The sequence below is a fragment of the Streptomyces sp. NPDC048277 genome (assembly GCF_040652235.1).
Lineage (GTDB): Bacteria > Actinomycetota > Actinomycetes > Streptomycetales > Streptomycetaceae > Streptomyces.
Window position 1 is genome coordinate 216216 of record NZ_JBEZLQ010000008.1, and the last position, 24014, is coordinate 240229.

The following is a 24014-nucleotide window of genomic DNA, read 5'->3' on the forward strand; positions in this document are numbered from 1 at the left end:
ATGAGTGCAGCGTAGTAGGACAGGGTGAGGAGCGGGAGACCCGGTCACCGCGTGGCGAGTCGCGCCTCGGCCGCCGCCCAGCGGGCGGTGTCGCCGCGTGGCGCGTACCGGGTCAGCGGCTGGGTACGGGTGAGCAGCCGCCGTATGTCGGCGAGGTCGCCGACGAGACCGTGCGCGCGGGCCTGGACCAGCACGTTCCCGAGAGCCGCCGCCTCCGTCGGGCCCGCCACCACCGGCAGCCCGCAGGCGTCGGCGGTGAGTTGGCACAGCAGCGCGTTGCGGGTGCCGCCGCCCACCACGTACACGGTGTCGACCGGATGATCGGCGAGCCGCTGGGCCTCGGCCACGGCCCGCCGGTGGGCCAGCGCCAGGGAGTCGAGAATGCACCGGGTGATCTCCCCGGGCGTCCGCGGCACCGGCTGCCCGGAGGCCCGGCACGCCTCGGCGATCCGCTCCGGCATCCGGCCGGGGGCCAGGAACACGGCGTCCCCCGCGTCCACCACCGACCGCAGCGCCGGCACGGTGGCCGCCTCCCGCAGCAGCCCGCCCAGGTCCGGGTCGCCCCAGGCCCGTACGCACTCCTGCAGCAGCCACAGTCCCATGATGTTGCGGAGATAGCGGACCGTGCCGTCGAGCCCCAGCTCGTTGGTGAAGTTGGCGGCCCGGCTCTCCTCGGTCAGCACGGGCGCCGTCAGCTCAAGGCCGGCCAGCGACCAGGTACCGGTGCAGATATAGGCGAACCGCTCACCGGCCGCCGGTACGGCGGCCACGGCCGACGCGGTGTCGTGCGAGCCGACGGCGGTCACCGGCACCGGTCCGGTCAGCCCCGTCTCCTCGAGCACCTCGGGCCGCAGCACCCCGGCCGGGTCGCCGGGCCGCCGCAGCGGCGCGAACAGCCCGAGGTCGATGCCCATCCGGTCAGCGACCTCGTACGACCAGTCGCGGGTCCGGGGATCGATCAGCTGGGTGGTGGAGGCATTGGTCAGCTCGGTGCCCTGCTCGCCGGTCAGCCAGTACGACAGCAGGTCGGGGATGAGCAACAGCCGCTCGGCATGGGCGAACTGGGCGCTCGACCGGGCGGCGACCAGTTGGTAGAGGGTGTTGAAGGGCGCGTACTGGAGCCCGGTGCGGCCGTACAGCTCGGCCGCCGGCAGGGTCGCCCACACCTTCTCGGCGACGCTCTCGGTCCGGGCGTCGCGGTAGTGCACCGGGTTGCCGAGCAGCGCCCCGTCGGCGTCCAGCAGCCCGTAGTCCACGGCCCAGCTGTCGAGTCCGACGGAGTCCACCTGACCTGCTGCCCGCAGTCCTTCCAACACGCCCGCGTACAGGGCGAGTACGTCCCACCGCAGCCCTTCCGGTACGCGCACCGGCCGGTTCGTGAACCGGTGCGCCTCGGTCAGCTCCAGCGAGTCCGGACCCACCCGGCCGACCATGACCCGCCCACTGGACGCGCCCAGGTCGACCGCGGCATAGGACCTGGGGCGGCTCATCGCAGGAACGCGGCTGCCACACCCGCGTCGACGGGCACGTGCAGCCCGGTGGTGTGGGTGAGTTCCCCGCCCGTCAGCGCGAACACGGCGTTCGCCACGTGCTCGGGCAGCACCTCCCGCTTGAGGATGGTCCGCTGTGCGTAGAACTCGCCCAGCTTCGACTCCTCCACCCCGTAGACGGCGGCCCGCTGAGCGCCCCATCCACCGGCGAAGATCCCGGACCCCCGCACCACACCGTCGGGGTTGACCCCGTTGACCCGGATCCCGTGCTCGCCCAACTCGGCGGCCAGCAGCCGCACCTGATGGGCCTGGTCCGCCTTCGTCGCCGAGTAGGCGATGTTGTTGGGCCCGGCGAACACGGCGTTCTTCGAGGCGATGTAGACGATGTCACCGCCCAGCCCCTGCGCGATCATCACCCGGGCCGCCTCCCGCGACACCAGGAAGGAGCCGCGGGCCATGATGTCGTGCTGCAGGTCCCAGTCCTTGGCGGACGTCTCCAGCAGCGGCTTGGAGATGGAGATCCCGGCGTTGTTGACCACCAGGTCCACCCCGCCGAAGGCCAGCGCGGCGGTCCGGAACGCGGCGGCGATCTGCTCCTCGTCGGTCACGTCGACGGTGACGGCGACCGCCTTGTCGGGCCCGCCGAGCTCCTCGGCGACCGCGGCCGCGCCCTCCGCGTTGAGATCGGCGACGACGACACAGGCCCCCTCGGCCACCAGCCGGTGCGCGATCGCCTTCCCGATCCCGCTGCCGGCCCCCGTCACCAGCGCCACCCGGGTCGCCAGGGCCTTCGGCCTCGGCATCCGCCGGAGCTTGGCCTCCTCCAGCGCCCAGTACTCGATCCGGAACTTCTCCGACTCCTCGATCGGCGCGTACGTCGAAACGGCCTCGGCCCCGCGCATCACGTTGACGGCGTTGACATAGAACTCGCCCGCGACCCGGGCGGTCTGCTTGTCCTTGCCGAAGCTGAACATGCCGACGCCGGGCACGAGCACGATCGCCGGATCGGCCCCGCGCATGGCGGGGGAGTCGGGCAGGGCGTGCCGCTCGTAGTAGGCGGCGTACTCCTCGCGATAGGAGGCGTGCAGCTCCTTGAGCCTGGCGATCGCCTCGTCCAGGGGCGCGGTCGGCGGGAGGTCGAGCACGAGCGGCCGTACCTTGGTCCGCAGGAAGTGATCCGGGCACGAGGTCCCCAGCGCCGCCAGCCGCGGGTGCTCGGCCCGCGCCAGGAAGTCGAGGACCACCTCGGAGTCGGTGAAGTGCCCGACCTGCGCCCGGTCCTGGGAGGCGAGGGCACGGACGTACGGCGCGAGGGCGGCGGCCCGCTCCCGCCGCTCGGCCTCGGGCAGCGCGCCGTACCCCTCGACGACGGGCCCGAAGGGCTCCGCCCTGCCACGCTCGGTGAGGAAGGCCTCGGCGGTACGGATGATGTGCAGCGAGTTGCGCTCGCACTCCTCGGAGCTGTCGCCCCAGGCGGTGATCCCGTGCCCGCCGAGGACGCACCCGACGGCCTGCGGGTTGGCCGCCTTGACGGCCGCGATGTCCAGCCCCAGCTGGAACCCGGGCCGCCGCCACGGCACCCACACCACGCTGTCCCCGAAGCACTCGGCGGTCAGCTTCTCCCCGTCGGCCGCGCACGCCAGCGCGATCCCGGAGTCGGGGTGCAGATGATCGACGTGCGGGGCGTCGACGAGCCCGTGCATCGCGGTGTCGATGGAGGGAGCGGCGCCGCCCTTGCCGTGCAGGCAGTAGTCGAAGGCGGCGACCATCTCGTCCTCGCGGTCGACGCCCGGATAGACGCCGGCGAGCGCACGAAGCCGATCGATCCGCAGCACGGCGAGCCCCGCCTCGGTGAGAGTACCCAGGTCACCCCCGGACCCCTTCACCCACATCAGCTCGACGTCGCCACCGGTCACGGGGTCGGTGGCGACGCCCTTGGCGGACGCGTTGCCGCCGGCGTAGTTCGTATTACGAGGATCGGCACCGAGCCGATGAGAACGAGAGAGGAGGGCGGCGGCTTCGGGATGGGTGGTCATGAAGGTCCTTGACTTCTTGAACGTACGGGGGAATGGTGCGCCCCTTCAGGGGCGCGGGGAACTGCGCGACCAGCCACGACCGGCCCGCAGCCCGCGACGAAACAGATCAGGGCAGACGCTTACGCCCCCCACCCCGCCTGCTGCCCCCCGACCCGCTCAGCAACAATCCTCTCGGCCCACCCGGACCGGGCATACGCGGCGAGCGGATCGGCATCCAACCCCATCTCCTCCCGCACCTCCCGAAGCAACGGCCGCACATCCGTGTCGTACGCATCCATCAGCACGGCATTCGCGGCGAGCACATCCCCCGCGGCCTGCGCCGCCCCCAGCGCACCCCGGTCCACCAGCAACGCCTTCGCCGTGGCCTCCTGCACGTTCATCACCGACCGGACGATCGCCGGAATCTTCGCCTCGATGTTGTGGCACTGGTCGAGCATGAAGGCGACCTCGGAGGTGAACCCGCCCCCGCGCACCACCTCGCACATGATCCGGAACAGCTGGAACGGATCCGCGGCCCCGACCATGAGGTCGTCGTCCGCGTAGAACCGCGAGTTGAAGTCGAACCCCCCGAGCTTCCCCTCCCGCAGCAGCGTGGCGACGATGAACTCGATGTTGGTGCCCGGCGCGTGATGGCCCGTGTCGACGACGACCTGCGCCTGCGGCCCCAGCTTCAGACAGTGGGCGTAGGCCGTGCCCCAGTCCGGAACGTCCGTCGTATAGAAGGACGGCTCGAAGAGCTTGTACTCCAGCAGCATCCGCTGCCCCTCGCCCAGCCGCGCGTACACCTCGGCCAGCCCCTCCGCGAGCCGGTCCTGCCGCGACCGGATGTCGTCCTGGCCGGGATAGTTCGTGCCGTCCGCGAACCAGAGCTTCAGGTCCTTCGACCCCGTCGCGTCCATGATGTCGACGCACTCCAGCAGATGACCGACGGCCTTGCGCCGCACCGCCGCGTCGGGATGGCAGATGCTGCCCAGCTTGTAGTCGTCATCCTGGAAGGTGTTGGAGTTGATCGCCCCCAGCTTCAGCCCGCGCTCCTCGGCGTGCTTGGCGAGGTCCGCATAGTCGTCCACCTTGTCCCAGGGAATGTGCAACGCCACCGTCGGTGCCACCCCGGTCACCGCGTGGACCTGCGCCGCGTCGTCCAGCTTCTCCTTCGGGGTGCGCGGCACGCCCTGCTGGGCGAACACCTTGAAACGGGTCCCCGAGTTTCCGTACGCCCACGACGGCGTCTCGACGGCCTGGGTCTTCAGCGCGGCCTTCACCGCGACGAGGTCGGTCACTTAGGGGCTCCCGGGGTGAATGATGAAACGATTCAGAACGGCAAAGTACGAGCCCACCGCAGGGGTGTCAAGCACTCCGACCAACCCTGTCTTCCGTGACTCCGCCGTGACCTTCGACTATCGAAATTTTTTCGACACGGACCCATTGACGTGACATGCCCGTGGTGCCTACGGTCCCGGCAATCCAGTTGAAACCTTTCACGATGCCGTGGGGTCGGTGCGGACCGTCTCGCCGGTGTCGTCGAGGAGCCCCCATGACCCACCCGTCCGACACGGGACCGGCCCCGGTGCTGGCACTGAAGGACGTGTCCAAGTCCTTCGGTGCCGTGCGCGCCCTGCGGGACGTCTCCCTGGAGCTGTTCCCCGGCGAGGTGCACGCCCTCGCCGGAGAGAACGGCGCGGGCAAGTCGACGCTGATCAAGACACTCGCCGGAGTGCACCGACCGGACGCCGGCCAGGTGCTGCTCGACGGCGAGCCCGTCGTCTTCCACGGCCCCGGCGACGCCCGCGACGCCGGAATCGCCGTGATCTACCAGGAACCCACGCTCTTCCCCGACCTGTCGATCGCCGAGAACATCTTCATGGGCCGCCAGCCCCGCAGGGCGCTCGGCCGGATCGACCACAAGGCCACCCGCGCGGCCACGGCCGCCCTGATGAAGCGGCTCGGGGTCGCCCTCGACCCCGACCGCCCCGCCCGTGGCCTGTCCATCGCGGACCAGCAGATCGTGGAGATCGCCAAGGCGCTCTCCTTCGACGCCCGGGTCCTGATCATGGACGAGCCGACGGCGGCCCTCACCGGCAGCGAGGTCGCCCGTCTCTTCGGTGTCGTCCGCACCCTGCGCGAACAGGGCGCGGCGGTGCTCTTCATCTCGCACCGCCTTGAGGAGATCTTCCAGATCTGCCGGCGGGTCACCACGCTCCGGGACGGCGCGTGGATCGCCAGCGAACTCCTCGACGGTATGACCGAGGACGACCTCGTACGCCGGATGGTCGGCCGGGACCTGGACGAGCTGTACCCCAAGCAGGACGTCCGCCCCGGCGAAGTGGCCCTGAGCGTACGGCGGTTGACCCGGGAGGGGGTCTTCACCGACGTCACCTTCGAGGTGCGCGCCGGCGAGATCGTCGGCCTCGCCGGGCTGGTCGGCGCCGGCCGGACCGAGGTCGCCCGGGCCGTGTTCGGCGTCGACCGCTGGGACGCGGGCGAGGTCGAGGTCAAGGGGCGGAAGCTGACCAACGGCGCGCCGTCCGTCGCGATGTCCGCGGGCCTCGCCCTCGTCCCCGAGGACCGGCGCGCCCAGGGCCTGGTGATGGACATGTCCATCGAGCGGAACATCGGCCTGACCGGACTGCGTACGACGGTGAAGGCCGGCCTCGTCGACCGGGGCGCCGAGCGCAGCCGCTCGCTCGACTGGGCGGTCAGGCTCCAGGTGAAGTACGCCCGTATCGCCGACGCGGTCTCCACGCTCTCCGGCGGCAACCAGCAGAAGGTCGTCCTCGCCAAGTGGCTCGCGACCGGACCGAAGGTGCTGATCGTGGACGAGCCGACCCGTGGCATCGACGTCGGCACCAAGGCCGAAGTACACCGGCTGCTCGGCGAGTTGGCGGCCGACGGGGTCGCCGTACTGATGATCTCCTCCGACCTGCCCGAGATCCTCGGCATGGCCGACCGCGTGCTGGTGATGCACGAGGGCCGGATCACCGCAGAGATCCCGCGCTCCGAAGCCAGCGAGGAAACCGTGATGGCCGCAGCCACGGGGAGGGCCGCCGCATGACGGTGACCACCTCCGAACAGACCCCCCTCGCCGAGGCGCCCGGGTCCAGCGGGACCCGGCTCGTCGACCGTGTCTTCAAGATGCGCGAACTCGCCATCCTGGTCGTCTTCCTGGTGATGATCGCCGTCACCCAGGCCGGCAACAGCGAGTTCCTCTCCGAACAGGGCATCAAGGACCTGCTGCTCAACGCGACCATCCTGGTGCTGGTCGCCACCGGCCAGTCCCTGGTGGTGATCACGCGGAACGTCGACCTGTCCGTCGGCTCCACCCTCGGCATCACCGCCTTCGCCGCCGGCGACTATCTGCACGGCGGCGGCAACACGGTCGTCGCGATCGTCCTGGCCGTCCTCCTCGGCATCGGCTGCGGACTGCTCAACGGCCTGCTGGTCAGCCTCGGTCAGGTGCCCGCGCTCGTCGTCACCCTCGGCACGCTGTACATCATCCGGGGCGTCGACTCCATCTGGGTCGGCTCCCGGCAGATCACCGCCGCCGATCTCCCCGGCTCCTTCGTCGACTTCGGCTCCGGCGGACTCTCGGCGATCCCGTGGCTGGCGCTGATCGCCCTGGTGGTCCTGGTCGCCACCGCCTACTACCTCAAACACTTCGGCAGCGGACGGGAGTTGTACGCCCTCGGCTCCAACCCCGAGGCCGCCCGGCTGGCCGGCATCCCCGTGCGCAAGCGGATCCTCACCGCGTACACCTTCTGCGGCGCCCTCGCCGGACTGGCCGGGGCCATGTACCTGGCCCGGTTCGGGAACGTCGACTCCGGCACCGGCAACGGCTTCGAACTCACCGTCGTGAGCGCCGTGGTGGTCGGCGGAGTGGTCTTCACGGGTGGCTCCGGCAGCGTGTACGGCGCCGCGCTGGGCGCGCTGCTGCTGACCTCCATCAACAGCGTGCTGCCCGCGCTCGGGGTGAGCTCCGTGTGGGTCCTCGCCATCAACGGCTTCCTGCTGCTGCTCGCCATCGCCGTGGACCGGATCGTCGCGCTGCGGGTGGCGGCCGCGCTGAAGAAGAAGTCGGCGCTCAAGAGGACTGCCGCGACCAGCAAGGAGAACGCCGACCATGCCTGACTCCCTGACGCGCGCGGTCCGCTGGGACACCGTCGTCGGCGCGCTGCTGATCGTCCTCCTGCTGCTGTCGTTCGGCTTCGTGGACGGCTTCGGGAACTCCCTCAACCTGTCGTTCCTGATCGGCAACACGCTGCCGATCGCCCTGATCGCGCTGCCGATGACACTCCTCGTCGTCGCCGGGGAGATCGATCTCTCGGTCGCCTCGACCGCCGGCCTCTCGGGCGCGGTCATGGGCAAGCTCTGGAACGAGGGCATGGCCATCGAGACGATCATCCCGCTCTGCCTGCTGCTCGGTGTGGTCTGCGGACTGGTCAACGGGCTGCTGGTGACCCGGCTGGGGCTGCCGTCCCTCGCCGTCACCATCGGCACGCTCGCGGCCTACCGGGGCATCGCGCAGATCGTCCTCGGCTCCGACGCGGTGACCGACTTCCCCACGCAGTATCTGAACTTCGCGGCGGGCCGGCTCGGCAACACGTTTCTGCCGCAGGCCTTCCTGCCGTTCGTGGTGCTGCTGGCGATCGCCGTGGTGGTGCTGCACGCCACGCCGTTCGGGCGGTCGCTGTTCGCGGTGGGGGCGAGTGAGGAGGCGGCGCGGTTCGCCGGCATCCGGGTGAAGCGGAACAAGCTGATCCTGTTCGTCGCCACGGGGTTCATGGCCTCCCTGACGGGGGTGTTCTGGGCCCTTCACTACGCCAGTGCGCGCTACGACAACGCGACCGGGCTCGAACTGAGCGTCGTGGCCGCGGTGTTGCTCGGTGGCATCGACTTCGACGGTGGCAAGGGCACGCTCGGTGGGGCGATCGCGGGGGTGTTCCTGCTGGGGGCGCTCCAGAACGTGATGAGCCTGCTGAACGTCTCCGCGCAGTCCCAGATCGTCGTGACCGGTGTGTTGCTGGTTGTCTCGGTGCTTGGGCCTCGGGTTGCCCGTCAGATCTCGCTTGCCAGGCATAGGGCGGCCAAGACCGTCTGAATGCTGCGGGCCGTATGTGGCTGGTCGCGCAGTTCCTCGCGCCCCCAAGAGGGGGCGCCTCCACAGCCGTTACTCAAAAAGGAACCCCTTATGCGTAAGTCATCCCTCCGGCGTGCCTCGATCGCCCTCGCCGCAGTCTCCGCCCTTTCACTCGCCGCCACCGCCTGCGGCGGCACGACCAAGAACAACTCCGGCAGCGACGAGTCGTCGGCGGCCACCTCGACCGCCAAGGCCGATCCGAACGCGGCCCTGAAGAAGGGGCTGACCGTCGGGTTCCTGCCCAAGCAGGTCAACAACCCCTACTTCACCTCCGCCGACAAGGGCGGCGAGAAGGCGCTCACCGAGCTGGGCTCCAAGTACAAGGAGGTCGGCCCCTCCAGCGCGACCGATACCTCCGGCCAGGTCTCCTACGTCAACACCCTCGTCCAGCAGCAGGTCAACGCCATGGCCGTGTCGGCGCAGGACCCCGGCGCGCTGTGCACTGGGCTCAAGCAGGCCATGAGCAACGGCATCAAGGTCGTCACCTACGACTCCGACACCAACGCCGGCTGCCGCAACGCCTTCGTCTCGCAGGCCAGCGCCGAGGACCTCGGCCGTACCGAGGTGCAGCTGCTCGCGCAGCAGATCGGGTACAAGGGCGAGATCGCGATCCTCAGCGCCGCGCAGACCGCGACGAACCAGAACACCTGGATCGGGTTCATGAAGGAGGAGCTGAAGGACCCGAAGTACAAGAACGTCAAGCTGGTCAAGGTCGCCTACGGCAACGACGACGCCCAGCAGTCCTTCCAGCAGACCCAGGGCCTGCTCCAGCAGTACCCGGACCTCAAGGGGATCATCTCCCCGACCACCGTCGGCATCAAGGCGGCCGCCCAGTACCTGTCCGGCTCCAAGTACAAGGGCAAGGTCAAGCTGACCGGTCTCGGCACGCCCAACGACATGCGCCAGTACGTCAAGAACGGCACCGTCGACGCCTTCGAGCTGTGGGACCCGGCCAAGCTGGGCGACCTCGCCGCCCGCACCGCCGTCGCGCTCGTCTCCGGGCAGATCACCGGCAAGGAGGGCGAGACCTTCAAGGCCGGCGACACCACGTACACCATCGGCAAGGACGGCGTGATCAACCTCGGCAAGCCGACCGTGTTCGACGCGAAGAACATCGACCAGTTCAACTTCTAGAGCGGGAGCGGTACTTCATGCAGCGCGTCTGTTTCCTTCTCAAGGTCCGGCAGGACCGCCTCGCCGAGTACCGCGAACGCCACGCCGCCGTGTGGCCGGAGATGCGCGCAGCGCTCTCCGCCACCGGCTGGCACAACTACTCGCTCTTCCTGCGCGACGACGGCCTGCTGGTGGGCTATCTGGAGACCGAGGACTTCGATGCCGCCCTGGCCGGTATGGAGGCCACCGAGGTCAACGCCCGCTGGCAGGCCGAGATGGGCCCCTTCTTCGAATCCCTCGACGGCGCCCGTCCCGACGAGGCGATGAAACCGCTCACCGAAGTGTTCCACCTCGCCTGACGCACCCCGTCCCCTCAGGAGCCGCTCGTGAAAAGACGTACCGTGCTCGGTGCCGCCCTCCTCGGAGCCGTGGCCACCCCCGCCCTCGCCGCCGGCACCGCCCGCGCGGCCGACCCCGGACCGTCGGTGAACAAGCAGCAGAGCACCCAACTCGACGCCCAGGCCGTCTTCTTCGTGTCCTACGACGGCCTGGTCAACAACAACTCCTTCCAGAAGAACGGCCTGTTCACCTATAAGGGCTACCAGTACGCCGGCTGGTACACCTCGACCGGCTACGCGGTGATCGGGCGCCGGGTGCTCGGCGGCTCGTCCTGGTCCACCGTCACCCTCTCCCACCAGCTCAAGTCCAGCGACTCGCACAACGTCATCTCCATGGGTGTGTCGAAGGTCGACGGCCGGCTCCACATCAACATGGACTCGCACAGCGACGGCTTCTTCTACGTGAAGTCGGTCGCCGGGCTGCTGGACAACCCCGGCTCCACCGCCTGGACCTCGGCCGTCTTCGGCGCCGTACAGACCTCACTCGACGGGGTGTCGCTCACCTCGCAGTTCACGTACCCGCAGTTCGTCTCCACGCCCGAGGGGAAGCTGCAGCTCAGTTACCGGGTGGGGATCTCCGGAAACGGCCGCAACGCCCTCGCGGAGTACGACGGTTCGAGCTGGACCGCCCTTGGCGAGTGGACGAGTTCGACGGGGACGTACACCAGCTCGCACGGCTCCAGTACCGCCCGGAACATGTATCTGCACGGCATCGACTACGACGTCAACGGGCGGCTGCACTCCTTCTTCACCTGGCGCGAGCAGTCGGCGGCCGTGATGTGCAACAGCGGCGGCATCACCAACCACGACACCGGCTACGTCTACTCCACCGACCGCGGGCGCACCTGGCGCAACGACGCCGGCGCCCTGGTCGCCACCACCGGCACCTCGGACACCGTCGCCGTCACCGACTCCGGACTGGTCGTCGACTCCCTCAACCCCGACCACTCCCTGATGAACCAGGAGAGCCAGTGGACCGACTCCACCGGCCTCCCGCACGCGATCATCAGCTATGTCCCCGGCCGCTTCGGCCAGTGCACCACCGACTACGTCGCCGACCGCACCGCCAACGGCCGCGCCTTCCACGTCCGCAAGAACTCCTCGGGCACCTGGCAGAAGACCGAGATCCCCGTCGTACTGAACTCCAGCCAGCGGACGAAACTGGTCCTGGACAAGTACGACAACGCCTACGCCGTCTTCCCCTACGGCCGGATCGCGGGCGCCTCGAAGTCCTCCGGTTACACGGACTGGGCGCTGCTGTACGACGGCAGCGACCTGAACGCCTTCGGCGAGGTCGTGATCGACGAGATGCGGGTCGGGGCGGACAACGTGCTCTCGTTCATGTACCAGGAGACATCGAGCGGTACGACACCGTCCGCGCTCCATGTCGTCGACTTCGCCCTGCCCGCCTGACCCGGCCCGGTGTGCGAGTCATGTCGTAATGTGAAGCCCTTCCCGTTGTGCTCTTCCCGCCCGGTGTGAAGGTCTTCCCGCCGCCCGCGTTTCCCTGGAGGTCTTTGCCCGATGGCCCAGTCGGTGGGAATCAAGGACGTCGCCCGCGCCGCCGGAGTCTCGGTGGGCACGGTCTCGAACGTCATCAACCGCCCGGACACCGTCGCCAGTGAGACGCGGGCGCGGGTGCAGTCGGCGATCGACCGGCTCGGCTATGTCCGCAGCGAGTCCGCGCGCCAGCTGCGCGCGGGCCGCAGCCGGATCATGGGCCTGCTCGTCCTCGACATGGGCAACCCCTTCTTCGTGGACGTGGCCCGCGGCGCCGAGCGGGCGGCGCGGGACGCCGGGCTCGGTGTGATGGTCTGCAACAGCGCGCAGAACGCCGGCGAGGAGGCCGAGTACCTCGCCCTCTTCGCCGAGCAGCGGGTCCGGGGCGTCCTGCTCACCCCCGCGGACGCCACCGGCCGCAACATCGAGAGCTTCCGCCGGCACGGCATCCCCTTCGTCCTGGTCGACCGGGTCGCCGAGGGCACCACCGAGTGCTCGGTCAGCGTCGACGACGTGGCCGGCGGGGCGCTGGCCGTCCGCCATCTCGTCGACGCCGGGCATCGCTCGATCGCCTATGTCAGCGGGCCGCCCGGGTTCAACCAGGTCCGCGACCGGCGCACCGGCGCGCTCAACGCCCTCGCCGAGGCGGGGCTCGGCCCCGACGCGCTGCGCGAGCTGCCGACCGAGCGGCTCGACGTGGCCGCCGGGCGGGACGCGGGCGCCCGTCTCCTGGGCCTCGCCGACCGGCCCACCGCCGTCTTCTGCGCCAACGACCTCCTCGCCCTCGGGGTGCTCCAGGCCATGTACGCGGCCGGGGTGGTCGTCCCGGACGACCTCGCGATCGTCGGCTACGACGACATCGAGTTCGCCGCCGCGGCGGCCGTACCGCTGACTTCCGTACGGCAGCCGGCCGTCACCATGGGCGCCCTGGCCGCCGACCTCCTCCTGGAGGAGACCGAGGAGCGCGAAGGACAGCGGCCGCACGAACACCGCCGGGTGGTGCTCCAGCCGGAGCTGGTGGTCCGCCGCTCCAGCCTCGCCGCCCGCTGATCAGGGATTCAGTAACGTTTCATGATCCCAGGGGTGGCCGGGCCCCCGGCGTGTGCTGAACTGGGACGCGACCGTCCGTCCGTCCCGGGAGAACCGTTGAGCCTCAGCTACCGCCAGCCCGGCGTCGTCCTCACCGACCGCCACTTCACCGTCCCCCTGGACCACGCCGACCCCGGCGGCGAGACCATCGAGCTGTACGCCAGGGAGGCGGTCGCGAGCGACAAGGCGGGCAAGGAGCTGCCCTGGCTGCTGTATCTGCAGGGTGGGCCCGGTTTCGGGGCGAATCGTTTCGTCGGACGGCAGGCCTGGCTCGACCGGGCCCTTCAGGAGTACCGCGTCCTGCTGCTCGACCAGCGCGGCACCGGCCGCTCCACGCCCCTGAACCGGCAGACGCTCCCGCTGCGCGGCGGCCCGGCCGCCCAGGCCGACCACCTCGCCCTCTTCCGCGCCGACTCGATCGTCCGGGACTGCGAGACGATCCGCCCGCAGCTCACCGGCGGCGCCCCCTGGACCACCCTCGGCCAGAGCTTCGGCGGCTTCTGCACGGTGACGTACCTGTCGTTCTTCCCCGAGGGGCTCAGGACCTCCGTCATCACCGGCGGTCTGCCCTCCCTCGACGCCCACGCCGACGACGTCTACCGCGCCGCCTACCCGCGCATCGAGCGCAAGGTCGCCGCGCACTACGACCGCTACCCGCAGGACGTCGAGCGGGTCCGGCGGATCGCCGAGCACCTCCTCGACCACGAGGTGGTGCTGCCGAACGGCTACCGGCTCACCGTCGAGGCCTTCCAGTCCCTCGGCCTGATGCTGGGCATGAGCGACGGCAGCCACCGCCTGCACTTCCTCCTGGAGGACGCCTTCGTCCGCACCCCGGCCGGCCCCGAGCTCTCCGACGCCTTCCAGGAGCAGGTCCAGGGCCTGCTGTCGTACGCGAGCAACCCGCTGTACGCCCTGGTCCACGAGCCGGTCTACGGGCAGGACAGCCGGCCCACCGCCTGGGCGGCCGAGCGGGTGCGCGCCGAGTTCCCGCAGTTCGACGCGGCCAAGGCGCTCGCGGGCGACACCCCGGTGCTCTTCACCGGCGAGACCGTGCACCCCTGGGTCTTCGAGACCGACCCGGCCCTGCGCCCCCTGCGCGAGACCGCCGAACTGCTCGCCGCCCGCACCGACTGGCAGCCGCTGTACGACCCGGCCCGCCTCGCCGCCAACGAGGTACCGGTCGCCGCCGCCGTCTACCACGACGACATGTACGTCGACACCAGGCACTCGCTGGCGACCGCCCGGGCCGTCCGGGGCCTGCGCACCTGGGTCACCGACGAGTTCGAACACGACGGACTGCGCACGGGAGCGCCGCGCGTCCTGGACCGCCTGCTCGCCCTGGCAGCGGACGAGGCCTGAAACGAGCGCCCCACAGGGGCGCGGGGCTGCGTCGATATGCGGCTACCGCCGCGTGGGCGCGACCGGGCACGACGGACCCGCAGTCGACCGACGGCACGAACGGGGGACATGACGATGGAGACGGAACAACTGGCCCACCGCTTCGAGGAGCACCGGGACCGTCTGCGCGCGGTGGCCTACCGCATGCTCGGCTCGCCGACCGAGGCCGAGGACGCCGTCCAGGAGGCGTGGCTGAGGCTCGGACGGGTCGAGGCCGGGGAGATCAGGAACCTTGGCGGCTGGCTCACCACGGTCGTCGGCCGGGTCTGCCTCGACCTGCTGCGGACCCGCACGGCGCGCCGCGAGCAGCCGATGGACGAGACGTTCGTCCCGGACCCGGTGATCCGTCCGCTGTCGGGCATCGACCCCGAACAGGAGGTGCTCGAGGCCGACTCCGTCGGCCTCGCCCTGCTGATCGTCCTGGAGACGCTGGAGCCCGCCGAGCGGCTGGCCTTCGTCCTGCACGACCTGTTCGCGGTGCCCTTCGACGACATCGCGCCGATCGTGGAACGCAGTTCGGCGGCGACCCGGCAGCTGGCCAGCCGGGCCCGCCGCCGGGTGCAGGGCGCCACCCCGTCGGCCGACCCGGACCTGGGCAGGCAACGCCAGGTCCTCGACGCCTTCCTGGCCGCCTCCCGGGGCGGCGACTTCGAGGCACTGGTCGCGCTGCTGCACCCGGACGTGGTGCTGCGCGTCGACTCGGGCGCCCTGGTGCGCGGCGCGGCCGCCTCCAAGGTGGTGCACGGGGCGAAGACGGTGGCCGAACAGGCGCTCACCTTCCGGCAGTTCGCGGACCAGGCATGGCTCGCGCTGGTCAACGGCACCGTCGGGATGGTCACCGCGCCCGGGGGACGTCCGCTGTCGGTCATGGCGGTCACCGTCGCCGACGGCCGGATCACCGAGATGTACATCCTCGCCGACCCCGAGCGACTCGACCGCCTGGACGTGCCCGCCCAGGAGAACTGACCGACGGTCGGACGGCGGCGGCCGGGGTGGTCGGTGCCGGGGCACGGGGGCTGATGCCTGCACATGGTCCGTCTCCTGTCCTGCGGGCTCCTGCCTCAGTGGTAGCCGAGCTTGTTTTCCGCTGGATGAGAGGACCTCCACAAAGCCGGAAACACATCGGTGAGTTTCCGGCCCGGATTGGCTAACCTGTGCGGGCATGACGCACTACAACGGCATTGCGACTGCCGTCACCGAAGCGGGCGAAGCGCCGGTACGCATCGACGTCCGACAAGGGCCTGACGGGAGCCGCGACCCATACTGGGCGGGAACCATGACCATCCGTTCCGCGGAGGTCTGGTCGGAGATCGCCGGCAACCCGGAATTCGGGCTTCGCCTCCCCGACGGCCGAGTGGGCACCTGGCAGGCCTCGGCGGGGGCGAACACGCCTCCGACGGACAGGAACCCGACCACGTTCGAGATCACACGTGTCGACGGAGTGGCCTTCTGAGCCAGGCGGGTTCCGGCCCAGGGGCCGGATCAGTAGCGCGCACCGCTCCCCAGCAGCGGCGGGTACACCGCACTCGGCACCCCGTCGACCGTGGCGCCCGCGTACTTGAGCATCGCGCCGACCTGGCGGTTGAGGGCGTGGGGGAAGTTGAGGGCCGGTGCCGACACCTCGTCGAGCCGCGCCGTCTGTCCGGGGGTGAGGTGTACGTCCAGGGCGGCGACGTTGGCCTCCAGATGGGCGAGGGTGCGCGGGCCGATGAGGGTGGAGGTGACGCCGGGGCGGTGCTGGACCCAGGACAGCGCCACGGCGGCGGGGCTCGCGCCGGCCTCCTCCGCGACGGCGGCCAGGGCCTCGATCACGGTGAACTGCGCCTCGCTGGGCTGTCCGAGCAGGGCGGCCCGCGCCGCGTCGGCGGGCAGGTCCCGGTCCCTGCGGTACTTCCCGGACAGATAGCCGTTCTTGAGCGGGCTCCAGGGCAGCAGGCCCATCCCCGCGTCCTCGGCGAGCGGGATCAGCTCGCCCTCGATGGTCCGCTCCAGCAGCGAGTACTCCATCTGCAGGGCGGTCACCGGAGTCCAGCCGCGCAGCAGCGCCATGGTGTGCGCCTTGGCGGTGAACCAGGCCGGGGTGTCCGAGAATCCGACGTACCGGATCTTGCCGGCCGTCACCAGGTCGTCCAGGGTGCGCAGGGTCTCTTCGACCGGGGTCGCCCAGTCGTGGTTGTGCAGCCAGTACAGGTCGACGTAGTCCGTGCGCAGCCGGCGCAGCGAGTCCTCCAGCTGGCCGACGATCGCCTTGCGGCTCGCGCCGCCGCCGTTGGGGTCGCCGAGGTGCAGGTTGCCGAAGAACTTGGTGGCCAGGACCAGCCGGTCGCGCTGCCCGGGGCGGGCGGCGAGGAAGTCGCCGAGGATCGCCTCCGAGTGGCCGTTGGTGTAGAAGTTCGCGGTGTCGATGAAGTTGCCGCCGCGGTCGAGATAGGCCTGGAGGATCTTCTCCGACTCCTCGACCGAGCAGCCGAAGCCGCCGTCCTCGCCGAAGTTCATCGCGCCGAGGCAGAAGGGGCTCACCTTGAGCCCCGACCTGCCGAGACCGACGTACGCGTCGAGTGCCATGACATGCTCCTTGGAAGGTGTGTGGGGTTTCCGGCTCCTTGAGCAAACCAGGCTGAGCTGCGGCGACGTTAGGGCGATCACGCCGGTGGCTTGCACGATCCTGCCGGGTTTCCGGAGGCGGGCTTGGCGTCCGGTCCCGGTCGGCGGTTGAATCGAGCGTGTCCCTCGACGAACTGCGCACCCTGATCGACCGGCACGCCCCGCGCGACGCCGATGCCGTCCCCGCGATCGACGGCCTCAGCCTGACCCGCGCCGAGCGGCCCACCGGACCCCGCTCCGGCATCGCCGACCCCGTCCTCGCGCTCGTCGCCCAGGGCGCCAAACGGCTCACGCTGGGCGGCCGGATCTACGACTACGAGGTCGGCCAGTACCTGGTCGTCTCGGTCGACCTGCCGGTCAGCGGCCACTGCACCCGCGCCACCCCCGAGCGGCCCTTCCTGGGATTCGGCCTCCGCCTGAGGCCCGCGCGCATCGCCTCGCTGCTGCTGGAGTCCGGCGCCGACCCCCGGACCGGCACCGTGCGCCGCCGCACGGATCTGCCCGCGCTCGCGGTCGGCGACGCCTCCGCCGACCTGGTCGACCCCGTGGTCCGGATGGTCCGGCTCCTCGACCGGCCCGCCGACATCCCGGTCCTCGCCCCGATGATCGAGAAGGAGATCCTGTGGCGGCTGATCACCGGCGAGCAGGGCGCGCTCGTCCGGCAGATCGGCCTCGCCGACAGCCGGCTCACCCAGATCAGCCGGGCCGTGCGCTTCATCCGCGAGCACTACACCGACGCCCTGCGCATCGAGGACCTCGCCCGGATGACCGGCCTGAGCGCCTCCCCGTTCCACCGGTACTTCCGCGCGGTCACCGCGATGACCCCGATCCAGTACCAGAAGCACATCCGGCTCCAGGAGGCCCGGCTGCGCCTGATGAGCAGCACCGACGACGTGGCCGACGTCGGTTACGCGGTGGGCTACGACAGCGCCTCCCAGTTCAGCCGCGAGTACCGGCGCCAGTTCGGCCGGCCGCCGGGGGCGGACGCGGCACTGCTGAGAACGGCGGATGAGGAGGTCCTCGCAGGTCAGTAGGGTGGACGGATGCCAGAACAGATATCCGAACGGGCTCGGCTGCGCGGGGACTGCGCCCGCTGCTTCGGGCTCTGCTGCGTCGCCCTGTCCTTCACCGCCTCGGCCGACTTCGCGGTCACCAAGCCCGCCGGGACGCCCTGCCGGAACCTCGGCGGCGACCACCGCTGCGGCATCCACGCCGAGCTGCGGCAGCGCGGGTTCGGCGGCTGCACCGTCTACGACTGCTTCGGCGCCGGGCAGCAGGTCTCGCAGGTCACCTTCGGCGGGCAGGACTGGCGGTCCGGGTCCGAGGAGCACGCCCGCCGGATGTTCGACGCCTTTCCGGTCGTACGACAGCTGCACGAACTGCTCTGGTACCTGACCGAGGCGCTGGACCTGCCGGCCGCCCGCCCCGTCCACGCCGGGCTGAGGGAGCTGCTGGAGAGGACCGGGGAACTCACCCGTCGCACACCCGAGGAACTCGCCGCCCTGGACGTGGCCGCGCACCGGCAGGAGGTCGATGTGCTGCTGCTCCGGACGAGTGAACTGGTCCGCGCGGGCGTCCGGGGCCGGCGGAAGGACCGCCGGGGCGCGGACCTGATCGGCGCCGGGCTCAGGGGCGCCGACCTGCGCGGTGCCAGTCTGCGCGGCGCCTACCTGATAGCCGCCGACCTCACCGGCGCGGACCTGAGGGACGCGGATCTGATCGGCGCCGACCTGCGCGACGCCGACCTCACCGACGCGGATCTCACGGGCGCCTTCTTCCTGACCCAGCCGCAGCTCGACGCGGCCCGGGGGAGCGCCGGGACCCGGCTGCCGGGGTCAGTCACCCGCCCCGTGCACTGGACAGCCGCCGCCCTCTGACGCGGGCGCCTCCGGCACGGGCACCGGCGCCGGGGCGGGGGTGCGCCGTTCCAGCCGCAGCCGCAGCCCGTCCGGCATCAGCGTCAGCCGCTCGGTCACCTTCAGACGGTAGTCCGGGTCGGCCTTCAGGTCGTACCGCCGCAGCAGCAGGCCGAGGACCAGGGTCGCCTCGTGCAGGGCGAACTGGCGGCCGATGCAGGCCCGGGCGCCCGTGCCGAACGGCTTGAAGGTGTGCGGGGCCCGGGAGCGTACGGCCCTGGCGTCGAAGCGGTCCGGGTCGAAGCTCTCGGGGTCCGGGCCCCAGACCTCGGGATCCCGGTGCAGCATCGCCGTGAGGACCAGCGCCCAGGCGCCCCGGCGCATCGGATGGTCCCCGGCCAGCACCGTGTCCTGGCGGGCCTCGCGGGCGAAGGCGGGAGCCGTGGGCCACAGCCGCAGCGACTCGTCGAGGACCCGGCGCACATGGCGGAGCTTGGCGACCTGGTCGTAGCTCGGCATCGTCGTGTCGCCCCAGACGCGGTCCACCTCCGCCGCCGCCCTGGCCGCGGCCTCGGGGTGCAGGGAGAGGTAGTGCAGGGCGAAGGAGAGCGCGCCCGAGGTGGTCTCGTGGCCCGCCACCAGGAAGGTGATCACCTGCCGCCGTACGTTCTCGGCGGACAGCCGCTCCCCGGTCTCCGGATGCGCGGTCTCCAGCATCCGGTCGAGCAGGTCGCCGTCCGCGCGGCCGGTCCTACGGCGCTCCTCGACCAGGTCGTCGACCGTGCGGTTGAGGTAGTCGATGTCGGCCGCGTTGCGCCGGGCGGCCTGCCGCAGCATCAGCGGGGCCAGCGGCCCGGGCACGCTGTTGAGGCGCTGCGCGTAGACGAGCGTGCCGATCATCGCGGTCACGAAGGGGTGCGGCCGGTCCCGCTCGAACGAGCCGAAGTCGTGCCCGAACCCGGTGCGGGCGATCGTCTCCAGGGTCAGCTTGGTCATGTCCCCGGGCACGTCGACCCAGTGGCCGGCCGCCAGCTCCCGGTCCCAGCGGTCGGTCAGCCGCCCGGCCACCGCCAGCATCATCGCGTGATAGCCCTCCATGGCCTCCCGGCTGAATCCGGGCGCCAGGACGTCGTGCGCCAGCTGCCAGTTCGGCTCGTGGTTGTACGCCGTGAACAGCCCGTCCCCGGCGATCGGGCGCAGATTGGCCACACCCAGGCCCACATGCTTGGCGAACCGTGCCTCGTCGGCCATGTCGGCGGCCGGCTCGGCGCCCCACACGAACACGAACTCGTTGCCGAACGCCTTGCGCCGGAAGACCGGACCCAGCTCACGGGCGAAGCGCATCGAGTCCTGGAGGGGCGTGCGCCGGTCGACCCCCAGGATGTCGCCGAGGAGCGGCAGCCGGCGCGGCGGGTGGGGTATTCGGTGCAGCTCGGGCCAGCCCTGCTCGGCACCCCGGAACCCCTTCGGCAGCGGGCCGCCCGCCCCCGTCGCCCTCTGCGTGACCGTCTCCGCCATGACGCGATCTCCCTCGATGCTGCGGCAGGTTGAGCTAGTTGTACGTGGGTTCAATAAGCGGTTTCAGTCTCGTCCCGTTGTTGAATCCACGTCAAGTAAAGTGCGGACATGGTCGCGAACCGGAGTGAGCGCAGCCGCCGCAGGATGAGCACGGCGGAACGCCGTGAGCAGCTCCTCTCGGTCGGGGCCGGACTCTTCTCCGAGAGCCCGTACGACGACGTGTGGATCGAGCAGGTCGCCGAGATCGCGGGTGTCTCCCGAGGCCTGCTCTACCACTATTTTCCGACCAAACGTGATTTCTTCGCGGCGGTCGTGGAGCGGGAGAGCGAGCGGATGCTGCGGATGACGGCGGCCGAGCCCGGCGTGCCCGCCCGTGAACAGCTCACCGCGGGACTCGACGTCTACCTCGACTACGTCCACACCCACGCACACGGCTTCCGTGCCTTCCATCGCGCCGAGGCCTCCGGCGACCAGGCCGTGCGCCGCGTCTACCGGCGGGCCCAGGCCGCCCAGGAACGCCAGATCCTCGCCGCCCTCGCCGCCGACCCCGAGTTCGGCCCCGCCCTCGAACAGCGCCCCGACGCCCGGCTGGCGGTGCGCGGCTGGCTCGCCTTCACCACGCATGTCTGCCTGGAGTGGCTGCGGACCGAGGAGCTGACGCGGGAGCAGGTGCGGGATCTGTGTGCGCGGGCGCTGTTGGGCGTCATCTCCTGAGCACGTTCCGGACTCTTCTTCACCCATGTGACGCATCCCGTGCTTGGCGTACCCCTCGATCTTCGATAGGTTAGGTGAGGCTTACCTAAGGAGGTTTCGGGATGGGTGACGAACAGGCAGCCTGGGCCGCCGGACCCGGCGCGGCCGAGCAGGCCCGGTCGCTGCTGGCCACCACATGGTCGTGCAGGGTGACGGCGGACGGCGGACGCGAGGAGTTCGTCGGCGCACACGCCGTCGCCGACGACGGCCGCGTGCTGCTGCACGTGCCCGAGGACAGCGCCCTGCTGGTGGCCGCGATCTGCGCCCCGCGCGGCGAGCCGTCCGCGGTGCTGGAGTTCGCCGACGTGGCACCCGTCCCGGTGCGCAACCGGATCCGGGCCCGGCTCTGGATGGCCGGCTGGTTCGCCCCTGCCGACGGGCAGCTCGTCTTCCACCCCACCCGCGTGGTGCTGCGCAGGCCCTCCGGCGCGGTGGTCGTCGACCTCGACGAGTTCGCCGCCGCGAACCCCGACCCGCTGGCCGGGGCAGAGGCCAAACTGCTGACCCACCTCGCCGACGCCCACCCGGACGCCGTCGAGCGGCTCACCCGGCTGGTCGAACCCGAGAGCCTGCACGCCGCGACCCGCGTCCAGCCCCTCGCCGTCGACCGGCACGGACTCACCCTGCGGATCGAACGCACCCGCGCCCACGGCGACGTACGGCTGACCTTCCACGCGCCCGCCGACGACGTCGCCCAGCTCACCGAGCGCATGCACGTCCTGCTGGCGCAGGCCAGTGCCGCCGCCTCCTGCCCGCGGACGCTACAGCGGCAGCGCGCAGACGGCGACCGGTGACGCGAACGGCTCGCCCGCGAGCCGGAGTTCACCGCTGCCCGCGTCGACGGTGAAGACGCTCACGGTGCCGGACCGCTGGTTCGCCGCGAACAGCAGCCGGCCGTCCGGGGAGAAGGCGATCTGCCGGGGGAAGTCCCCGTGCACCGGCACCGTGTCCAGCAGCCGCAGCCGGGCCCCGTCGGCCTCGATCGCGTACCGCGCGAGCGTGTTGTCGCCCCGGTTGGCCAGATAGGCGTAGGCGCCGTTCGCGGTGACCAGGAACTGCGCCGGGTAGTTGGTGACGCCCGCGGGGCTCGCGGTGGACTGCGGCGCGCCGATGGCCAGGCGGCCGGTGGCCCGGTCGTAGCCGCAGACCGTGACCGTGTTGTCCACCTCGTCGGCCAGGTACGCGTACCGCCCGCCCGGATGGAAGGTCAGATGGCGCGGCCCCGTCCCCGGCCTCGTGTGTGCTTGGGCGACCTCGGTGAGCGTCCCCTCGGCGAGGTCCAGTCGGTAGCTGTAGACGGTGTCGGTGCCCAGGTCGACGGCGAGGACATGGCCGCCGTCGGGGCTGGTGATGAACTGGTGGGCGTGCGGGCCCTGCTGACCCGGTCCGGGCGCCGGGCTGGAGTGCCTGACCAGGTCGGTGCGCTCGCCGAGGGCGCCCGTGGCGTCGATCGGGTGCACGGCCACACTGCCCGAGGTGTAGTTGGCGCTCAGCAGCCAGCGCCCGCTCGGGTGGACCGAGAGATGGCAGGGGCCCGACCCGCCCGTGCTCCGGCTGCCGAGGATCTTCCGGTCGGCGAGGCGCACGGCGGTCACACCTCCGTCCGTGCGCTCGTTCACCGCGTACAGGGTGCGGCCGTTCGGATGGACGGCCAGGTAGGAGGGGTCGGCGACGCCCGTGAGCGTGCCGGCTCCGGTGATCTCGCCGGTCGCGGGGTCGTAGCCGGCCAGTCCGATGCCGGTGCCGCCGCCGTCCACGGAGGTGTAGGTGCCGAGGTAGAGCGGGCGGGCGGTGGCGGGCGACTTCGCCGGGGCCTCGGGCGTCGGCCGCGGCGCAGTCCCCGCCTCCCCGGGCGGTGCCGCCGGCGCCGGGACCGCCACAACCGCGGCCGCGCCCGCCAGCGCACCGACGAACCGGCGCCTGCTCCAGCCCTCGCCCGTCACTTCCGTACCACTGCCCATGCCCGCACCTCAGGTCGTCGGTCACCCCGGTCGTGACAGCAACCTTGGCCCGGACCAAAGGTTAAAAGCAAGACGGGCAACGGCCATTGCGCCCCATGCAACGGCTGTCACCAGTCGCCGTCCTCCACCGGCTTGCCCGGCGCGTCCTTGAGCGGGATCACCTGGCCCGGGGTGGGCTGCTGCCAGGGCTCCAGGTCGTCGCCGAGCCAGTCGCCGACCGGCTTGACCGCCGCCAGGGCGTCCGTGGGGGCGACGTCCTCGGCGTCCTCGTCGAAGTAGTCGAACCAGGGCAGCCCCGCCCGGGTGTACGCCGCCCGGTCCACCGGCGACGGCGGGGGCGCCTCGCCCGTGATACGGCGCCACTCCGGGGGCGTGACCAGGTGGACGAAGACACGTCCGGTCGGGGTTTCGGCCCAGTCCCGCAGCGGCCGGTCGTCCTGGTACACCTCCTGGTGCATCGAGCCGCCGACCCCGAGACCCATGGCCGTCCCGGCCGTCCTGGCCGACTTCCTTCTCATCGGCGCCGCTCCCGGCGCGGGCGCCGCCATCTGCGGCGGCATGCCGAAGGCGCCGGCCGCCGGCATCCTGTGCCGCCGCTCCCGCCGCCTCCGCTCCTGGCGGTGGTACTCGGCGAGCGCCTCCTCGGTCAGCGGGAACGTCTGGAGCTGGACCCCGCCCCACACCTCCTCGCCCGTGACCTGGCCCTCCACCGTGGCACCGAGCCCCAGCGGCACCGCCACGAACTGGCGGACCGTGCCCTTTCCGGAGTTGATGCCGTCCAGCCAGGGCTGCCGGGGGAGGGCGAGGTAGTTCTGGGGCTGCTGCGCGAGCCGGTCGCTCCACGGTTCCCCGGACACCGCGCACACCTTGCCGACGCCGACCTGGAGCGCCGCGGGCCGCGCCGTACCCGCGAAGTTCAGCCACATCGCCTCGCGCAGATACACCGGCAGCATCACCCCGCCGCGCGCCCGCCACTCCGCGGGCACCGTGTCCGGAAAGTCGGCCACCCGCCGGACCGGGAACTCACCGAGCCCCGGCGGCAGCGCATGCGTGCCCGTCTCCGGCAGGCGCAGCGTGCGCATGAACCGCACCGCCACGCCGCCCGGCAGCCGCAGTGCGTTCCCGTCGATCCGTACCGCCGCGTCGGTCATCGGCGTACCCCCT

21 protein-coding genes are annotated in these 24014 nt (G+C 71.2%); 14 read left to right on the forward strand and 7 right to left on the reverse strand.

The features are described from left to right. Nucleotides 1-44: 44 nt before the first annotated feature. From AB0D85_RS19780 to rhaI, 3 genes are all read right to left on the reverse strand, one after another. Nucleotides 45-1490 (reverse strand): rhamnulokinase family protein, encoded by a 1446-nt coding sequence (locus tag AB0D85_RS19780; protein ID WP_362321728.1) that lies wholly within the window; start codon nucleotides 1488-1490, stop codon nucleotides 45-47. Further along, nucleotides 1487-3526, reverse strand: a complete 2040-nt coding sequence (locus AB0D85_RS19785) for a bifunctional aldolase/short-chain dehydrogenase (RefSeq protein ID WP_362321730.1) — start codon at nucleotides 3524-3526, stop codon at nucleotides 1487-1489. Before AB0D85_RS19785 ends, AB0D85_RS19780 begins: the two co-directional genes overlap by 4 nt. Before the next feature lie 119 nt (nucleotides 3527-3645). Beyond that, nucleotides 3646-4806, reverse strand: coding sequence for an L-rhamnose isomerase (gene rhaI / locus AB0D85_RS19790; RefSeq protein WP_362321732.1), 1161 nt, complete (start codon nucleotides 4804-4806; stop codon nucleotides 3646-3648). 254 nt (nucleotides 4807-5060) lie between these two features. On the opposite strand from rhaI, the gene AB0D85_RS19795 reads away from it, so the two are divergent. From AB0D85_RS19795 to AB0D85_RS19840, 10 genes are all read left to right on the forward strand, one after another. Further along, on the forward strand, nucleotides 5061-6578 hold the full coding sequence (locus tag AB0D85_RS19795; RefSeq protein WP_362321734.1) for a sugar ABC transporter ATP-binding protein: 1518 nt from the start codon (nucleotides 5061-5063) through the stop codon (nucleotides 6576-6578). Then, complete coding sequence (locus AB0D85_RS19800; protein WP_362321736.1) at nucleotides 6575-7651, forward strand: ABC transporter permease; 1077 nt, start codon at nucleotides 6575-6577, stop codon at nucleotides 7649-7651. The genes AB0D85_RS19795 and AB0D85_RS19800 overlap by 4 nt, the downstream gene beginning before the upstream one ends. Continuing rightward, nucleotides 7644-8621 carry an ABC transporter permease gene (locus tag AB0D85_RS19805; protein ID WP_362321738.1) on the forward strand — a complete coding sequence of 326 codons (978 nt, stop codon included), beginning with the start codon at nucleotides 7644-7646 and terminating at the stop codon, nucleotides 8619-8621. Before AB0D85_RS19800 ends, AB0D85_RS19805 begins: the two co-directional genes overlap by 8 nt. A 90-nt stretch (nucleotides 8622-8711) precedes the next feature. Then, complete coding sequence (gene rhaS, locus AB0D85_RS19810; protein ID WP_362321740.1) at nucleotides 8712-9794, forward strand: rhamnose ABC transporter substrate-binding protein; 1083 nt, start codon at nucleotides 8712-8714, stop codon at nucleotides 9792-9794. A gap of 17 nt (nucleotides 9795-9811) precedes the next feature. Then, entirely contained in the window at nucleotides 9812-10132 is a 321-nt protein-coding gene (locus AB0D85_RS19815) for an L-rhamnose mutarotase (RefSeq protein WP_362321742.1), read from the forward strand. 27 nt (nucleotides 10133-10159) lie between these two features. Continuing rightward, nucleotides 10160-11584: a BNR repeat-containing protein gene (locus AB0D85_RS19820; RefSeq protein ID WP_362321744.1), complete on the forward strand. Its 1425-nt coding sequence runs from the start codon at nucleotides 10160-10162 to the stop codon at nucleotides 11582-11584. Between the two features lie 111 nt (nucleotides 11585-11695). Continuing rightward, nucleotides 11696-12721: a LacI family DNA-binding transcriptional regulator gene (locus AB0D85_RS19825; protein ID WP_362321746.1), complete on the forward strand. Its 1026-nt coding sequence runs from the start codon at nucleotides 11696-11698 to the stop codon at nucleotides 12719-12721. Between the two features lie 96 nt (nucleotides 12722-12817). Then, entirely contained in the window at nucleotides 12818-14119 is a 1302-nt protein-coding gene (locus tag AB0D85_RS19830) for an alpha/beta fold hydrolase (RefSeq protein WP_362321748.1), read from the forward strand. 108 nt (nucleotides 14120-14227) lie between these two features. After that, nucleotides 14228-15124: an RNA polymerase sigma factor SigJ gene (sigJ, locus tag AB0D85_RS19835; protein ID WP_362321750.1), complete on the forward strand. Its 897-nt coding sequence runs from the start codon at nucleotides 14228-14230 to the stop codon at nucleotides 15122-15124. A gap of 196 nt (nucleotides 15125-15320) precedes the next feature. Beyond that, nucleotides 15321-15611, forward strand: a complete 291-nt coding sequence (locus AB0D85_RS19840; protein WP_362321752.1) for a hypothetical protein — start codon at nucleotides 15321-15323, stop codon at nucleotides 15609-15611. Nucleotides 15612-15640: 29 nt separating this feature from the next. On the opposite strand, the gene AB0D85_RS19845 is transcribed toward AB0D85_RS19840, so the two are convergent. Then, nucleotides 15641-16723: an aldo/keto reductase gene (locus AB0D85_RS19845; protein WP_362321754.1), complete on the reverse strand. Its 1083-nt coding sequence runs from the start codon at nucleotides 16721-16723 to the stop codon at nucleotides 15641-15643. 158 nt (nucleotides 16724-16881) lie between these two features. On the opposite strand from AB0D85_RS19845, the gene AB0D85_RS19850 reads away from it, so the two are divergent. Both AB0D85_RS19850 and AB0D85_RS19855 read left to right on the forward strand, forming a co-directional pair. Beyond that, complete coding sequence (locus tag AB0D85_RS19850) at nucleotides 16882-17796, forward strand: AraC family transcriptional regulator (protein WP_362321756.1); 915 nt, start codon at nucleotides 16882-16884, stop codon at nucleotides 17794-17796. A gap of 9 nt (nucleotides 17797-17805) precedes the next feature. After that, complete coding sequence (locus AB0D85_RS19855; protein ID WP_362321758.1) at nucleotides 17806-18639, forward strand: pentapeptide repeat-containing protein; 834 nt, start codon at nucleotides 17806-17808, stop codon at nucleotides 18637-18639. Here AB0D85_RS19855 and AB0D85_RS19860 read toward each other — a convergent pair. After that, nucleotides 18598-20136 (reverse strand): cytochrome P450, encoded by a 1539-nt coding sequence (locus AB0D85_RS19860; protein WP_362321760.1) that lies wholly within the window; start codon nucleotides 20134-20136, stop codon nucleotides 18598-18600. The genes AB0D85_RS19855 and AB0D85_RS19860 overlap by 42 nt on opposite strands. A 108-nt stretch (nucleotides 20137-20244) precedes the next feature. Between AB0D85_RS19860 and AB0D85_RS19865 the strand changes: the two genes are divergently transcribed. Further along, a complete protein-coding gene (locus AB0D85_RS19865; protein WP_362321762.1) occupies nucleotides 20245-20850 on the forward strand; it encodes a TetR/AcrR family transcriptional regulator in 606 nt (201 codons plus the stop codon). A gap of 101 nt (nucleotides 20851-20951) precedes the next feature. Beyond that, nucleotides 20952-21683 carry a DUF2470 domain-containing protein gene (locus tag AB0D85_RS19870; protein WP_362321764.1) on the forward strand — a complete coding sequence of 244 codons (732 nt, stop codon included), beginning with the start codon at nucleotides 20952-20954 and terminating at the stop codon, nucleotides 21681-21683. Here the strand turns inward: AB0D85_RS19870 and AB0D85_RS19875 are convergent. Both AB0D85_RS19875 and AB0D85_RS19880 read right to left on the reverse strand, forming a co-directional pair. Beyond that, complete coding sequence (locus AB0D85_RS19875; protein WP_362321766.1) at nucleotides 21651-22850, reverse strand: lactonase family protein; 1200 nt, start codon at nucleotides 22848-22850, stop codon at nucleotides 21651-21653. The two genes, AB0D85_RS19870 and AB0D85_RS19875, sit on opposite strands and share 33 nt — an antisense overlap. Before the next feature lie 107 nt (nucleotides 22851-22957). Further along, the gene (locus AB0D85_RS19880) at nucleotides 22958-24001 is read right to left on the reverse strand and encodes a hypothetical protein (protein ID WP_362321768.1); all 1044 of its coding nucleotides are present in this window, start codon (nucleotides 23999-24001) and stop codon (nucleotides 22958-22960) included. Nucleotides 24002-24014: the final 13 nt, after the last annotated feature.

Bases quoted from the DNA above. Each gene is read 5' to 3' on its own strand.
- AB0D85_RS19780 (WP_362321728.1), bottom strand. From the start codon at position 1,490: ATGAGCCGCCCCAGGTCCTATGCCGCGGTCGACCTGGGCGCGTCCAGT.
- AB0D85_RS19785 (WP_362321730.1), bottom strand. From the start codon at position 3,526: ATGACCACCCATCCCGAAGCCGCCGCCCTCCTCTCTCGTTCTCATCGG.
- AB0D85_RS19795 (WP_362321734.1), top strand. From the start codon at position 5,061: ATGACCCACCCGTCCGACACGGGACCGGCCCCGGTGCTGGCACTGAAG.
- AB0D85_RS19800 (WP_362321736.1), top strand. From the start codon at position 6,575: ATGACGGTGACCACCTCCGAACAGACCCCCCTCGCCGAGGCGCCCGGG.
- AB0D85_RS19805 (WP_362321738.1), top strand. From the start codon at position 7,644: ATGCCTGACTCCCTGACGCGCGCGGTCCGCTGGGACACCGTCGTCGGC.
- rhaS (WP_362321740.1), top strand. From the start codon at position 8,712: ATGCGTAAGTCATCCCTCCGGCGTGCCTCGATCGCCCTCGCCGCAGTC.
- AB0D85_RS19815 (WP_362321742.1), top strand. From the start codon at position 9,812: ATGCAGCGCGTCTGTTTCCTTCTCAAGGTCCGGCAGGACCGCCTCGCC.
- AB0D85_RS19825 (WP_362321746.1), top strand. From the start codon at position 11,696: ATGGCCCAGTCGGTGGGAATCAAGGACGTCGCCCGCGCCGCCGGAGTC.
- sigJ (WP_362321750.1), top strand. From the start codon at position 14,228: ATGACGATGGAGACGGAACAACTGGCCCACCGCTTCGAGGAGCACCGG.
- AB0D85_RS19840 (WP_362321752.1), top strand. From the start codon at position 15,321: ATGACGCACTACAACGGCATTGCGACTGCCGTCACCGAAGCGGGCGAA.
- AB0D85_RS19845 (WP_362321754.1), bottom strand. From the start codon at position 16,723: ATGGCACTCGACGCGTACGTCGGTCTCGGCAGGTCGGGGCTCAAGGTG.
- AB0D85_RS19855 (WP_362321758.1), top strand. From the start codon at position 17,806: ATGCCAGAACAGATATCCGAACGGGCTCGGCTGCGCGGGGACTGCGCC.
- AB0D85_RS19860 (WP_362321760.1), bottom strand. From the start codon at position 20,136: ATGGCGGAGACGGTCACGCAGAGGGCGACGGGGGCGGGCGGCCCGCTG.
- AB0D85_RS19865 (WP_362321762.1), top strand. From the start codon at position 20,245: ATGGTCGCGAACCGGAGTGAGCGCAGCCGCCGCAGGATGAGCACGGCG.
- AB0D85_RS19870 (WP_362321764.1), top strand. From the start codon at position 20,952: ATGGGTGACGAACAGGCAGCCTGGGCCGCCGGACCCGGCGCGGCCGAG.
- AB0D85_RS19875 (WP_362321766.1), bottom strand. From the start codon at position 22,850: ATGGGCAGTGGTACGGAAGTGACGGGCGAGGGCTGGAGCAGGCGCCGG.
- AB0D85_RS19880 (WP_362321768.1), bottom strand. From the start codon at position 24,001: ATGACCGACGCGGCGGTACGGATCGACGGGAACGCACTGCGGCTGCCG.